Source organism: Variovorax sp. 10L426, from assembly GCF_056395305.1.
In genome coordinates this window covers 117,036-130,328 of record NZ_JBFTJF010000011.1, presented here as the reverse complement: position 1 = coordinate 130,328, position 13,293 = coordinate 117,036, and the positions used below count along the sequence as shown (strand labels likewise).

General features: G+C 67.1%; 12 protein-coding genes and 1 pseudogene. 12 read left to right on the top strand and 1 reads right to left on the bottom strand.

Annotated elements, in window-relative coordinates; all coding sequences use genetic code 11:
• The first annotated feature begins 5 nt into the window (after positions 1–5).
• The 12 genes and pseudogenes from AC1DHL_RS17410 (at position 6) to AC1DHL_RS17355 (ending at position 12,770) form a co-directional block, all read left to right on the top strand.
• A complete protein-coding gene (locus AC1DHL_RS17410) occupies positions 6–1,289 on the top strand; it encodes a metal-dependent hydrolase family protein (protein ID WP_478162755.1) in 1,284 nt (427 codons plus the stop codon).
• Positions 1,286–2,227 (top strand): branched-chain amino acid ABC transporter permease, encoded by a 942-nt coding sequence (locus tag AC1DHL_RS17405; protein ID WP_478103438.1) that lies wholly within the window; start codon positions 1,286–1,288, stop codon positions 2,225–2,227. Before AC1DHL_RS17410 ends, AC1DHL_RS17405 begins: the two co-directional genes overlap by 4 nt.
• 23 nt (positions 2,228–2,250) lie before the next feature.
• A complete protein-coding gene (locus AC1DHL_RS17400; RefSeq protein WP_478162754.1) occupies positions 2,251–3,375 on the top strand; it encodes a branched-chain amino acid ABC transporter permease in 1,125 nt (374 codons plus the stop codon).
• 16 nt (positions 3,376–3,391) lie between these two features.
• The gene (locus tag AC1DHL_RS17395; RefSeq protein WP_478103441.1) at positions 3,392–4,645 is read left to right on the top strand and encodes an ABC transporter substrate-binding protein; all 1,254 of its coding nucleotides are present in this window, start codon (positions 3,392–3,394) and stop codon (positions 4,643–4,645) included.
• Positions 4,646–4,652: 7 nt separating this feature from the next.
• Positions 4,653–5,471 (top strand): ABC transporter ATP-binding protein, encoded by an 819-nt coding sequence (locus tag AC1DHL_RS17390; RefSeq protein ID WP_478162753.1) that lies wholly within the window; start codon positions 4,653–4,655, stop codon positions 5,469–5,471.
• A pseudogene (locus tag AC1DHL_RS17385) lies at positions 5,471–5,980 on the top strand (ABC transporter ATP-binding protein); the annotation flags it as partial. The gene AC1DHL_RS17390 and the pseudogene AC1DHL_RS17385, both read left to right, overlap by 1 nt.
• A 522-nt stretch (positions 5,981–6,502) precedes the next feature.
• A complete protein-coding gene (locus AC1DHL_RS17380) occupies positions 6,503–7,720 on the top strand; it encodes a Tm-1-like ATP-binding domain-containing protein (RefSeq protein WP_478162820.1) in 1,218 nt (405 codons plus the stop codon).
• A gap of 17 nt (positions 7,721–7,737) precedes the next feature.
• Positions 7,738–8,577 (top strand): phosphoenolpyruvate hydrolase family protein, encoded by an 840-nt coding sequence (locus tag AC1DHL_RS17375; protein WP_478103444.1) that lies wholly within the window; start codon positions 7,738–7,740, stop codon positions 8,575–8,577.
• A 14-nt stretch (positions 8,578–8,591) separates the two neighbouring features.
• Entirely contained in the window at positions 8,592–10,286 is a 1,695-nt protein-coding gene (locus AC1DHL_RS17370) for a flotillin family protein (RefSeq protein WP_478103445.1), read from the top strand.
• Positions 10,287–10,289: 3 nt separating this feature from the next.
• Positions 10,290–10,733 carry an SRPBCC family protein gene (locus AC1DHL_RS17365; RefSeq protein WP_478103446.1) on the top strand — a complete coding sequence of 148 codons (444 nt, stop codon included), beginning with the start codon at positions 10,290–10,292 and terminating at the stop codon, positions 10,731–10,733.
• Positions 10,734–10,894: 161 nt separating this feature from the next.
• The gene (locus AC1DHL_RS17360; RefSeq protein WP_478162752.1) at positions 10,895–12,370 is read left to right on the top strand and encodes an SRPBCC family protein; all 1,476 of its coding nucleotides are present in this window, start codon (positions 10,895–10,897) and stop codon (positions 12,368–12,370) included.
• 22 nt (positions 12,371–12,392) lie between these two features.
• Positions 12,393–12,770, top strand: coding sequence for a VOC family protein (locus AC1DHL_RS17355; RefSeq protein WP_478103449.1), 378 nt, complete (start codon positions 12,393–12,395; stop codon positions 12,768–12,770).
• A gap of 4 nt (positions 12,771–12,774) precedes the next feature.
• Here AC1DHL_RS17355 and AC1DHL_RS17350 read toward each other — a convergent pair whose 3' ends face one another.
• A complete protein-coding gene (locus AC1DHL_RS17350; RefSeq protein WP_478103450.1) occupies positions 12,775–13,242 on the bottom strand; it encodes a MaoC family dehydratase in 468 nt (155 codons plus the stop codon).
• Positions 13,243–13,293: the final 51 nt, after the last annotated feature.

The following is a 13,293-nucleotide window of genomic DNA, read 5'->3' as shown; positions in this document are numbered from 1 at the left end:
AGATCATGGCTGACGTCGTCTTCACTAACGTTCGAATCATCGACGGCACGGGGCAGAACCCCTACACCGGCAGCGTGCTGGTGCGCGGCAATCGCATCCGCCAGGTGGGCCGCAGCACCGCGCCGATCGCGCCGAGCGGTGCGATGGTGGTCGACGCGGCCGGCGCCACGCTGATGCCCGGCATGTGCGAGGCGCACACGCACTTTTCGTGGAACGACGCGGCCACGCTTTCGGCCATCCAGCGCATGCCGCTGGAAGAGCACGTGTTGTGGTGCGCCAAGGTGGCGGGCCGGTATCTGCAGGCGGGGTTCACGTCCTGTGTCGGCGCGGCGTGCGCCAAGCCGCGGCTGGATGTGGTGATCCGCAATGCCATCAATGCGGGCCAGATCCCGGGGCCACGTTATCTGGCCGCCAGCCAGGAGATCACGGTGCCCGGCGGCCTGGGCGACGAGACCTTGCCGCACCTGCCCTTCCCCGAGTTCAGCTTCGGCGTCAATGTCAACTCTGCGGACGACATGCGCAAGGTGGTGCGCATGTTCCTCAAGTACGGCGTCGACTCGATCAAGCTCAACCTCTCGGGCGACAACTTCACGCCCGACTCGCCGGCCGAAACCACCTGGATGAGCGACGCGGAAGTCGATGCGGCCATGACCGAAGTGCGCGTGCGCGGCAAGCGCGGCACGGCACACGCCCGCTCGGCGGCATCGGTCAAGCAGGCACTGCGGCACGGCATCGATGTGATCTACCACGCGAGCTTCACCGACGAGGAGACGCTCGACATGCTCGAGGCCGCGAAGGACCGCGTCTTCGTCGCCCCGGGCATCGCGATCCTCTACGCGATGCTGCACGAGGCCGAGGCCTACGGCATCACCTACGAGAAGGCTTCGGCGATGGGTTACCAGATCGAGTGGGATGCCGCACTCGAATCGCTCAAGGCCATGCACCGGCGCGGCGTGCGCATCCTCCCGGGCGGTGATTACGGCTTCGCCTTCACGCCGCATTGCCAGAACGCGCGCGACCTGGAGTTTTTCGTCAAGTACCTCGGCTTCACGCCGATGGAGGCGATCCGCTGCGCCACGCTTTACGGCGGCCAGATCATGATGCGCGGCAACGAACTCGGCACGATCCAGGACGGCTACCTCGCCGACCTGCTGCTGGTGGATGGCGATCCGCTCGCCAATCTTTCGATCCTGCGTGACCCGAAGCGCATCCTGGCCGTGATGAAGGACGGCGAATTCGCCAAGGCGCCGGAGTTCAGCGCGCAACGCCTCTGGGAGCGCGCCGCATGAAACGCAGGCAGTGGGTGCCGTGGCTGGTGTTCGGCGTGCCGATCGCGGTGTTCGCGGTGTGGGCCATCGTGGACAACGCGCCGCTCTTCTTCAAGACGCTGCTCAACGGGCTCACGCTGGCCTCGCTGTACTTCCTCGTCGCGAGCGGCTTCACCCTGGTCTTCGGACTGATGCGCAACGTCAACCTGGCGCACGGCTCGCTCTATCTCGTCGGCGCCTACATCGGCTGGATGGTAGGCGAGCACACGGGCTCCTGGGTGCTCGCGGTGATCGCCGGATTTCTCTCGGCCGCGGTGCTGGGGCTGCTGATGCAGGTGCTGATCTTCCGGCACATGCAGGGGCAGGACCTGCGTCAGACGCTGGTGACGATCGGCCTCTCGATCGTGATGGCGGACATCGCGCTCTGGATATGGGGTGCCGAGATCTACACCTTCGACCCGCCGGCATGGATCTACGGCTCCACCACGCTGCCGCTGGTCAACAAGTTTCCGACCTATCGGCTGATGGTGCTGCTGGCCTCGATCGTGATCGGCATCGGCCTGTGGCTGCTGCTGGCGCGCACGCGCATCGGGATGATGATCCGTGCCGGCGTCGATGACCGCGGAATGCTCGCGGCGTCCGGTGTGAACGTGCAGCGCGTCTTCGCGCTAACCTTCGCCATCGGCGCAGGACTGGCGGGGCTGGCAGGCGTGGTCGGCGGCACGGCGCTGTCGGTCTCGCCGGGCGAGGACACGCGCTACCTCCTCGCCTCGCTGGTGGTGGTGATCGTCGGCGGCATGGGCAGCGTGGTGGGCGCGGCCATCGGCGCGATGCTCATCGGCCTGGCGGAGCAGTTCGGCCTCGCCTATGCGCCGACGTACAGCGTGGTTTTCACCTTCGTGATCATGGTGGTCGCCCTCGCCTTCAAACCGCGCGGGCTGATGGGGAGGAATACATGAGCGCAGCCCAGTGGCGACGGGCCATGAACTCTTCGGCTGCGGCGGCCGGCGTAGCGCGGCGCGGCGTCGAGGCTGGGCGACTTCATCCGATTGCGACGACGCCGACACAGGCGGGCACAGCCACCAGTTCGCCATCGCAACGCTGGCGTTCCGCCTGGCGGGCGGTGCATTGGCGGCACGTGGTGGTGCTGGCCTTCGTGCTGATCTATCCCTTCGTCGCTACGCCGTTCTTCACCTACCAGATCGGCGCGCAATCGCTCGCGCTCGGGCTGATCGCCCTGTCGCTCACCTTCCTGGGCGGATACGGCGGCATGGTCTCGCTCGCGCAGATGACGGTCGCGGGCTTCGCGGCCTACATGCTTGCGATCTTCGGCACCAGCAGCAACATCGCCATCAGCCTGGGCTGGCCGTGGTGGCTGGCGCTGGTGGTGGCCGTGGCGCTGGCCACGATCTTCGCGGCGGCGGTCGGCTGGCTTTCGGTGCGCACCGAAGGCATCTACACGATCATGATCACGCTCGCGGTCGGCGTCGCGTTCTTCTATCTGGCGCAGCAGAACTACACGGTGTTCAACGGCTTCCAGGGCTTCAGCAAGCTCGCGGCGCCGACGGTGTTCGGGCTGGACATTCGCGAGCCGGTGCCCTTCTACTTCCTCGTGCTGGCGTGCGCGTTGGCCGGCTACTTCTGGGTGAAGTATCTGATCCGCGCGCCCTTCGGCATCGCGCTGCAAGGCATTCGCGACAACCCACGCCGCATGCAGGCACTGGGCTACAACGTCACCGCGCACCGCGTCGCCGCCTATGCGGTAGCGGGTCTCCTGGCTGCGGTCGGCGGCGTGCTGATGGTCTGGTACAACAACCGCATCTCGCCCGGCACGATCGGCACGGGCGCCATGATCAACATCCTCATCATCGCCGTGCTCGGCGGCATGAAGCATCCTGTCGGCGCCTTCGTCGGCGCGATCGTGTTCGTGCTGCTGCAGAACTTCGCCATCGACCTCGTCGACCGCGAACGCTTCAACCTCGTGATCGGCGGCGTCTTCCTCGCGATCGTCCTGTTTTCCCCCGACGGGCTTCTGGGTTTGTGGCAGAGCCGCACACGCCTGGTGAGCCTTTTCACCCACCGCGGCCGGAGCCGCATTCATCAATGACAACCAGGAGCGAGACATGAGCAAAGGCAGAAGAGTGTTCGGGCGCAGCATCGTGGCCGCGGCGGCGTTGCTTGCGGTGTCCGGGTTCACCTACGCGCAGGAGACCCTGAAGATCGGCCTCCTCGCCACGCTGGAGGGGCCGTTCGCGGCACCCGGGCAGGACAGCATGCGCGGCGCGGACCTCGCGCTCAAGCAGAAGAACGGCATGGCGGGCGGCAAGAAGATCGAGTTCGTGAAGGTCTCTTCCGACGCGACCCCCGACAAGGCCGTGAACGCCACGCGCAAGGCGGTCGAGCAGGACAAGGTCCAGATCATGATCGGCCCGCTGTCGGGCGACGAGGGCATCGCGGTCAAGAACTACGCGAAGACGCAGCCCAACATCACCTTCATCAACGGCTCTTCGGGCGCGCAGGGGGCGACGCTCTCGGACCCGGCACCGAACTTCTACCGCTTCAACACCGAGGGCGCGCAGTGGATGGTAGGCCTCGGCGAGCATGCGCTCTCCAAGGGCTACAAGAAGACCTTCCTGATCGCGGAGGACTACGGATTCCCGTATTCGCAGGTGCAGGGCTTCATGGCCAGCTATTGCGCCAAGGGCGGCAAGGTGATCGACAAGGCCTGGGTGCCGCTGGGCACCAAGGACTACGCCTCCGTCATCGCGAAGATCCCGAAAGATGCCGACGCCCTGCTGGTAGTGCTGGGCGGCTCCGACGCGGTGAATTTCCTCACGCAGTACGAGCAGGCCGGCGGCGACAAGCCGATGATCGGCGGCTCGATCACGGTGGACCAGACGGTCCTCAACTACAAGGGCAAGCGCCGCGAGTCGCTGCTGGGCACCGCATCGGCGGGGCCGATGGCCGATTCGATCGACACGCCGGAGTGGAAGAAATTCGTCGCCGACTACAAGGCCAACTTCAAGGACGGCTTCCCGAGCCCGTCGCTCTTCGCCTACCTCTACTACATCAACACCAAGGCGACGCTCGACGCGCTGGATACAGTGAAGGGCGATCTGTCGAACGGCCAGAAGGCCTATCGCGAAGCGCTGCAGAAGACCAACTTCCAGGGCCCGGCGGGCGTGGTGAAGATCGACGCCAACCGCAACGGCGTGGGCACCACCTACATCACCGAAGTGACAAAGGCGCCGGACGGCTCGTTCTACAACAAGGTGGTGAAGACAGTGCCTGACATCTCGCAGACGTTGGGACTGCCGGAGGCCGACTTCAAGAAGATGGGCCTGGGCACTCGCGACGTGCCCGACTGCAGGACTTGAGCCCCGAATGGCCACGATCACCCCTCTCCGATCGGCCGCTTCGCGCGGCGCCGCGAATGCCGGCGCCGGCGCGCAGTTGTTGTCGGGCGATGCCCTGCGGCTCGTCGGGGTGACACGTGCCTTCGGTGCGCTGCGCGCGGTGGACGACGTGTCGCTCACCGTCGCAGCGGGCGAGAAATACGCCATCCTCGGCTCCAATGGGGCCGGGAAGACGACGCTGTTCAATGCGATCACCGGCGACTTTCCGCCCACCGGCGGTCGCATCCATTTCTTCGGCGAAGACATCACCGACCTTCCGCCATACGAGCGCATCCGCAAGGGGCTGCGTCGTACGTACCAATCCTCGCTCCTGTTCCGCGAGTTGACGGTGCGCGACAACCTCTTCCTCGCGGTGCGCGGCGTCGCCAATGGGCGCTTCAGCTTTCTGCGGGCGCGCGACGGGCATGCCTCGACCCGTGCGACGCAAGACTTGCTCGAGCGCACGCGACTGACCCATATCGCAGAAGAAAAGGTTGCCAATCTCGCGCACGGGCAACAACGCCAACTCGAAATCGGCATGGCGCTGGCCGGCGCGCCACGGCTGATCCTGTTCGACGAGCCGGCTGCCGGCCTGTCGCCTGGGGAGCGCCGGGAACTCGTCGCGCTGCTGCGCTCGCTGCCGGCGCACATGAGCTTCGTGCTGATCGAGCATGACCTGGAGATCGCCCTGCGCGTGGTCGACCGCGTCACCGTGATGCACAACGGCCGCACGCTGCGCACCGGCAGTCCGGCAGAGATCGAGGGCGACGCCCAGGTGCAGGCGATCTACATGGGGAGCCGTCACTGATGGCCTGGTTCCGCAACAGCCGCGAGAACGACGGCGCCAACACCGTCGGCAGCAACGCGCCGGTGCTCGCCATCGACAGTCTCGACGTGTTCTACGGCCATGCCCATGCGCTGCAGAGTGTGAGCCTGACGCTCGAACGCGGCGTGCTCGGCATCGTCGGCCGCAACGGCATGGGCAAGACCACGCTGTGCAACGCGATCACCGGCATGGTGCCCGCGCGTGGAAGCATCCGGCTCGCGGGCGAAGAGATCCTTGGCCTCGCTCCCAACGAAATCACGCGGCGCGGCATCGCCTATGTGCCGCAAGGCCGGCGCGTCTGGCCGTCGCTGTCGGTGGACGAAACATTGCGGCTGGTCGCCAGCCGGCGGCGGGAAGTCGACCGCGTCTACACCATGTTCCCGCGCCTTGCGGAACGACGCGGGCATGGCGGCGCGCAGCTCTCGGGTGGCGAACAGCAGATGCTGGCCATCGGCCGCGCCCTGCTCCTGAATCCGAAGCTGCTGGTGATGGACGAGCCCACCGAAGGGCTGGCGCCGATGATCGTCGAGCAGGTGGCACAGTCCCTGCGCGACCTCGCCGCAGAAGGCCGCATCGCCGTGCTGCTGATCGAGCAGAACCTCGGCGTCGCCATCTCTGTGGCCGACCGCATCGGCGTGATGGTCAACGGGCGCATCGCGCAGCAGATGCCCGCTGCGCAACTGGCGGCCGACGTCGACATGCAGGAGCGCCTGCTCGGCGTGCGCTCCAACGGTCACGACGAAGAGCCCGCCGAAGGCGTTGGCCAGGCGATGCAAGGCCCCGCCGAAGCCACGCAAGTCTTCACGGTGCGCCGCGCCCATGGCGACGGCACGCCCTCGCTCGACGACCTCGCGCCGCGCACGGTGCGCGGCTTCAACCGCTGGAACGCGGGCGGCACGGCCGCGCCGGTCGCCGACATCGAGCGCCAACCGACTGCGCCACCGGCACCGTCCGCCGCATCCGCGACGCCTGCCGCACCGCAGATCTTCGATTTCCCGGTCGCCGCCAGCAGCGTGCGCGCGGCCTACGTAGCCGGCACCTTCGACACCAAGGGGCGCGAGCTGTTCTTCCTGCGGCAATGCCTGGAGCGGCTCGGCCTGCGCGTCGTCACGGTCGATCTGTCGACGTCCGGCAAGCCATCGCCCGCCAGCGTGCATCCGCGAGAGGTCGCGCGCCACCATCCGCAGGGCGAGTCGGCGGTCTTCAGCAGCGACCGCGGCAACGCGACGGCTGCGATGGCGCTCGCCTTCGAGGCTTTCGTGCCAGCGCGTCGCGACCTCGGCGGGATCATTTCCGCGGGCGGATCCGGCGGCACTTCGATGGCAACGCAAGGCATGCGCGCGTTGCCCATCGGCGTGCCCAAGGTGATGATCTCGACCATGGCCAGCGGCGACACGCGCCCCTACGTGGGCCCGAGCGACATCTGCATGATGTATTCGGTCACGGACGTGCAGGGCATCAACCGCATCAGCGAGCGCGTGCTCGCCAACGCGGCGAACGCGTTGGCCGGAATGATCGCTCACCCGCCCATCGTCTCGACCGACGGCAAGCCGGCAGTCGGCCTCACGATGTTCGGCGTCACCACGCCTTGCGTGCAGATGCTGACAAAGCGGCTGGAAGACAGCTACGACTGCCTCGTCTTCCACGCCACCGGCGTCGGCGGGCAGTCGATGGAAAAGCTCGCCGACTCCGGTCTGCTGGCCGGCGTCATCGACGTCACGACCACCGAGATCGCCGACGAGATCGTCGGCGGCGTGCTCTCCGCCGGCCCGACGCGCATGGATGTCTTCGCGCGCCACGCCCTGCCTTACGTGGGCTCCTGCGGCGCGCTCGACATGGTGAACTTCGGCGCCTGGGACACCGTGCCCGAGCGCTTCCGCGCCCGCAAGCTGTACAAACACAACACCACGGTGACGCTGATGCGCACCACGCCGGACGAATGCCGCGCGATCGGCGGATTCATCGCGGCCAAGCTCAACGCGATGCGCGGGCCGGTGCGCTTCCTCATTCCCGAAGGCGGCGTTTCGGCGATCGACCGGGCCGGCCAACCCTTCCACGACCCCGAAGCCGACCGCGCGCTGTTCATCGCGATCGAACAAGGATTCCGCACCGGCGCCGACCGCAAGCTCCTGCGGCTGCCGCTGCACATCAACGACGAGGCCTTTGCCGATGCGCTGGCCGGCGCGTGGCACGAGGTGTCGCGTCCGACCACCAGCGCGCTGCGCGCCTGAATCCAGGAGCACCCCCCATGCCACGCATCGACCGCTCCACGCTCCTGCAACGCCTGCGCGCCAAGATCGCCGCCGGCCGGCCGATCATTGGCGGCGGCGCCGGCACCGGCCTTTCGGCCAAGTGCGAGGAAGCCGGTGGCATCGACCTGATCGTGATCTACAACTCCGGTCGCTACCGCATGGCCGGTCGCGGCTCGCTCGCCGGCCTGCTCGCCTACGGCAACGCGAACGAGATCGTCTGCGAGATGGCGCGCGAAGTGCTGCCGGTGGTCAAGCAAACGCCCGTGCTCGCGGGCGTGAACGGCACCGACCCGTTCATGATCCCGGACGAGTTCCTGCGGCGACTGATTTCGCTCGGCTTCTCGGGCATCCAGAACTTCCCGACCGTCGGCCTGATCGACGGCACCTTCCGCGCCAACCTCGAGGAAACCGGCATGGGCTACGGACTGGAGGTGGAACTGGTCGAGCGGGCCCGCGCGCTCGATCTGCTGACGACGCCCTACGTCTTCAGCGAAAGCGATGCACGCGCGATGGCCAAGGCCGGCGCCGACATCGTGGTCTGCCACATGGGCCTGACCACCGGCGGCGCGATCGGCGCCGAGACCGCGCTCACGCTCGATGGCTGCGTGGCGCACATCAACGAGTGGAGCGCCGCAGTGAAGTCCGTGAAGCCCGACGCCATCGTGCTGTGCCACGGCGGCCCCATCGCCACGCCGAACGATGCGCGCTATGTGCTCACGCGCTGCCCGGACTGCCACGGCTTCTACGGCGCCAGCTCGATGGAGCGGCTGCCTGCGGAAACGGCGCTCACCGAGACGACGCGCCGCTTCGTCCAGATCACACGAGATACGCAATAGAGGAGACGACTTCCATGTCAGGTGCTCAATTCGGCAACTTCATCCTCGGCCTCATCGTGGTCGCGATCATCGTCGCGCTCGCGGTCTGGCTGCTGCACTGGCTCTATCTGCGAAGCTCCAAGGAACGGGCCTTCGTGCGCACGGGGCTGGGCGGGCAGAAGGTGGTGCTCGATGGCGGCGCTTTCGTGCTGCCCATCGTGCATGACGTGATTCCCGTCAACATGAACACGCTGCGGCTCGAAGTCAGCCGCGGCCGCGACAAGGCGCTCATCACCAAGGACCGCATGCGCGTCGACGTGATCGCCGAGTTCTACGTGCGCGTGGCGGCCAAGCCTGAAGCCGTCGCGGCCGCCGCCCAGACGCTCGGCCTGCGCACCATGGAGCCCGATCAACTCAAGGAACTGGTCGAAGGCAAGTTCGTCGATGCGCTGCGCACCGCCGCGGCCGAGATGACGATGGAAGAACTCCACGAGAAGCGTGGCGCCTATGTGAAGCGCGTGCGCGAATCGGTGGCTGAAGACCTGACGAAGAACGGGCTCGAACTCGAAGCTGCATCGCTCACGCAACTCGACCAGACCGGCATGGAATTCTTCAATCCGAGCAACGCCTTCGACGCCGAAGGTCTGACGCGCCTGACCGAGCAGATCGAGCACCGCAAGAAGCAGCGCAACGACGTCGAACAGGACACGCTCATCGCGATCCGCAACAAGAACCTGGAGGCTGAAAAGCTCTCGCTCGAAATCGACCGCGTCGGCGAGCATGCCCGCCTGGCACAGCAGCGCGAAGTGGAGATCGCCCGCGCGCGTCAACGCGCGGAGCTCACCGTCGAGCGCGCACAGCGCGAACAGGATGCCGAAAGCGCGCAGATCACGGCCAAGCAAAGCATCGACGCAGCGCGCATCCGCTCCGAGCAGACCATCGAGCAGGAACGCATCGCCAAGGAGCGCGCAATCCAGGGTGCCGAGATCGAGCGCCGCCTGTCGCTCGAACTCGCCGAGCAGCAACGCGCCATCGCCATCGCGCGCGAGAGCAAGGCGCAGAGCGAGGCCCAGGCCGAAGCCGAAAACGCACGCGCGCAAGCCGTCTCCGCAGAAGAAAGGGTGTTCACCGCCCGCGAGGTCGAAATGGCCGAGCGCAAGAAGGCGATCGAATTGATCGGCGCTGCGCAGGCCGCCGAGCGCGACGCGCTGCGCCTGACCACCGCCGCGCAAGCCGAGAAGGACGCGAGCGCCGACCGTGGCGCCGCCGTGCGCGCCCAGGCCGAAGCCGATGCCGATGCCGACAAGATCAAGTCGATGGCGATGCGCGTGCGCGCCGAGATCGAGGCTGAGGCGATGCGCATGATGAACGAAGCTCACAACATGCTGTCGCCCGAGGCGCGCATGTCCGCGCTGCGCATGAAGCTGGTCGAGAAGGCCGAGGCGATCATCCGCGAGTCGGTGAAGCCGATGGAGCGCATCGAGGGCATCAAGATCCTGCACGTGGATGGGCTCGGCGGTTCGTCGGGCGGTGGTGAACGCAATGGCGACGGCGGCGGCTTTGCGGACGGGCTGGTGAATTCGGCGCTGCGCTTCCGCGCGCAGGCGCCGCTGGTCGACCAGTTGCTGCGCGAGATCGGCATCGAGGGCGGCGACATCCAGCGCCTTGTCGGCGACGTCAGCGGCGCACGGGCCGCGCTTCCGTCGGTGCCGGCCAAGGACAGGGAATAGCGCATGGTGCAGATCTACGTGTCGAGCGTCATCGACGCCAGCGCGGACAGCGTCTGGTCGCGCATTCGCGATTTCAACGGCCTGCCGCTGTGGCACCCGGGCATCGCGGACTGCCGGATCGAGAACAGCCAGCCTGCCGATCGTGTCGGCTGCATCCGGCACCTCCACACGCGTGACGGCGGCGCCGTTCGCGAGCGACTGCTGGCGCTTTCCGACTACGAATACAGCTGCACTTACGAGATCCTCGAAAGCCCGATGGGCGTGTCGAACTACATCGCCACGCTCAAGCTCACGCCGGTGACGGATGGCGCGCGGTGCTTCGCCGAATGGAGTGCCGAGTTTGAATGCGACGAAGGTCGCGAGCGGGAACTGACTGAGACGATCGGCAACGGCGTTTTCCAGGGCGGGTTCGATGCGCTGAAACGGCATTTTGGAACGAGCCGCTGAGATGAAGCTCACCCCCAGCCTCGCCCACTTCGTGTGGCTCGGACACCCCCTCTCCGGGGGCAACCCCAGCGGCCCGGCAAAGCCGGTTCCGCGGGGTTCCTGGCTTTGGCCGCGCCGGTCGCATGCGTCGTGGGTCGCACCAAGCGCGGCGGATTGCTGAGATGCTTCAACGCGTGGTTCGCTCGACCATCATCGACGCGCCCATCGAGCGCGTATGGGCCGTGCTGCGCGACTTCAACAGCCATGCCGACTGGCACGACGTGGTGGAGGCGAGCCGCATCGAAGCGCAGGAGCGCAGCGACCAAGTGGGTTGCGTGCGCAGCTTCACGCTGCGCGACGGCAACCGCATCCGCGAGCAATTGCTGACGCTGTCGGACGCCGAACACAAGAGCACCTACTGCATCGTCGAAGCGACCGTGCCGCTGCAGCGGTACGTGTCCACGCTGACGCTCAAGCGCGTGACCGACGGCAACCGCACCTTCTGGCATTGGACATCGAACTTCTCGACGCCGCCGGGCATGGAACGCGAACTGAGCGACATGGTCGCAGAGGACGTCTACGAAGCCGGCTTCGAGAACCTGCGCCGCCATCTGCGCCAGGGCGGCGACCTGCGGCCGGCCGGCGGCGCGCCGATGCCGACGGCCCTGCCGCTTCCCACGCGCCGTGTCGCCGTCGAGCGCTATGGCGGTCCGGAGGTGCTGCGCACGCAAGCCAGCGAAGTGGCGGCGCCGCGCGCGGGCGAGATTCGCATCCAGCAGCGCGCCGTCGGCGTGAACTTCCTCGATGTGTACCTGCGGCGCGGCTGGATACCGGGTCTCATGCCGGTTTCATCCGGCGCGCCCGGCGTGCCGGGCATGGAGGCCGCGGGCAGCGTGCTCGACACCGGACCGCAGGTGACGGGCGTCCTGCCCGGCGATCGCGTCGCCTACCTCGGGCCCGTGCCCGGCGCCTACTGCGGTGTGCGCTGCGTGCCTGCCGATTGGGCAGTGCGGCTGCCGGCCGCGATCGAAGACGAAGTTGCCGCCGCGCTGCTTCTCAAAGGCATCACGGCCGACTACCTGCTTCACGACCTGGGCCACGTGCAGAGGGGCACTCGGCTGCTGGTGCATGCGGCTGCCGGCGGCGTCGGATTGCTCGTCTGCGCCTGGGCGCGCCGTCTGGGTGCGACCGTGTTGGGCACCGTGTCGACCGAAGAGAAAGCCCGCATCGCGCGCGAGCACGGCTGCGAGCACGTGATCGTGACGCGCGACAATCGCTTTGCCGATGCGGTGCAACGCGCCTGCGGTGGTGCCGACGTGGTGATCGACGGCCTGGGCGATGCCGCGCGCGACGAGAACCTTGCTGCACTCGCGCGGCGCGGCCACTGGATCAGCCTCGGCCAGGCCAGCGGGCCGCTGTCTCCGCTGCCACCCGATGCGCTGGTCGCCAAGTCGCTGAGCTTTTCGCGGCCGGTGGTGTTCGACTACGTCGCCACCAACGACCAACTCGCGCGGCGCGCGCAGCGTGTCTGGAGCGCGCTGGCCGACGGCACGATCAAACTGCCGCCGATCGAGCGCTTCGGTCTGGACGCTGCGGCCGATGCACATGCGCGGCTCGAATCGCGCAGCACCACCGGCGCGCTCGTGCTGCTGCCCTGAATCCACCTGCAAGGAGAAACGAATGATCGTCGGCATGAACCACTTCACCGTGATCGCAGAGGACCCGAAGGCCACGCTGGATTTCTATACCGGGCTGCTGGGTCTCAAGGTCGGCCATCGACCCGATCTGGGCTTCGATGGCGCGTGGCTGTATGGCGAGGCCCCGCAGGCCGTGCTGCACCTTTACTTCGACCGACAGCCACCGGCACAACGCGCGGGCGTGATCGACCACATGGCCTTCACGGCACGCGGCCTGAAAGAGGTGAAAGCCCGCTTCGACCAGAGCGGCACGAAATACGAGTTGCGGCAACTGCCCGGCGCGGGAATCTGGCAGTTGTTCTGCCATGACCCGAACGGGGCGAAGGTGGAGCTGGATTTCGCGCCAACGGAGACGCTTTAGCGCCTCAGGTCGGCCGACGCATCACCACCAACTTCGGCGAGAGGCGCTGCACCACATCGCCGTGTTGATTCTTCGTCTCGCAACGCATCACCACCAACCCCCGCTCCGGCTTCGAGCGTGAGGGAATCACCTCCACCACCTCGCTCTCGACGCGCAGCACGTCGCCCGGCCGGGTCGGCTTGGGCCACTGGATCTCGCCGCCTGACCCGATCACGCCATTGGCGAGTGGAATGCCGCTGGTGACGAGCAGCCGCATCGTGATCGCCGCCGTGTGCCAGCCGCTCGCCGCGAGCCCCTGGAAGAAAGTGCTCTTTGCGATTTCGGCGTCCAGGTGAAAGGGTTGCGGGTCGAAGCGCGTTGCGAACTCGATGATCTGCGCCTCGTCCAGCACATGCTCGTCGCTGACGAAGCGATCGCCCGGCTTCAGGTCTTCCAGATACAGGTTCCGCGTGGCGGGGGTCAGTTGGGCCATGGTGTGTTCCTCGATCGACGCAGGCGGGCATCATTGTCGCGTGACGGGCGT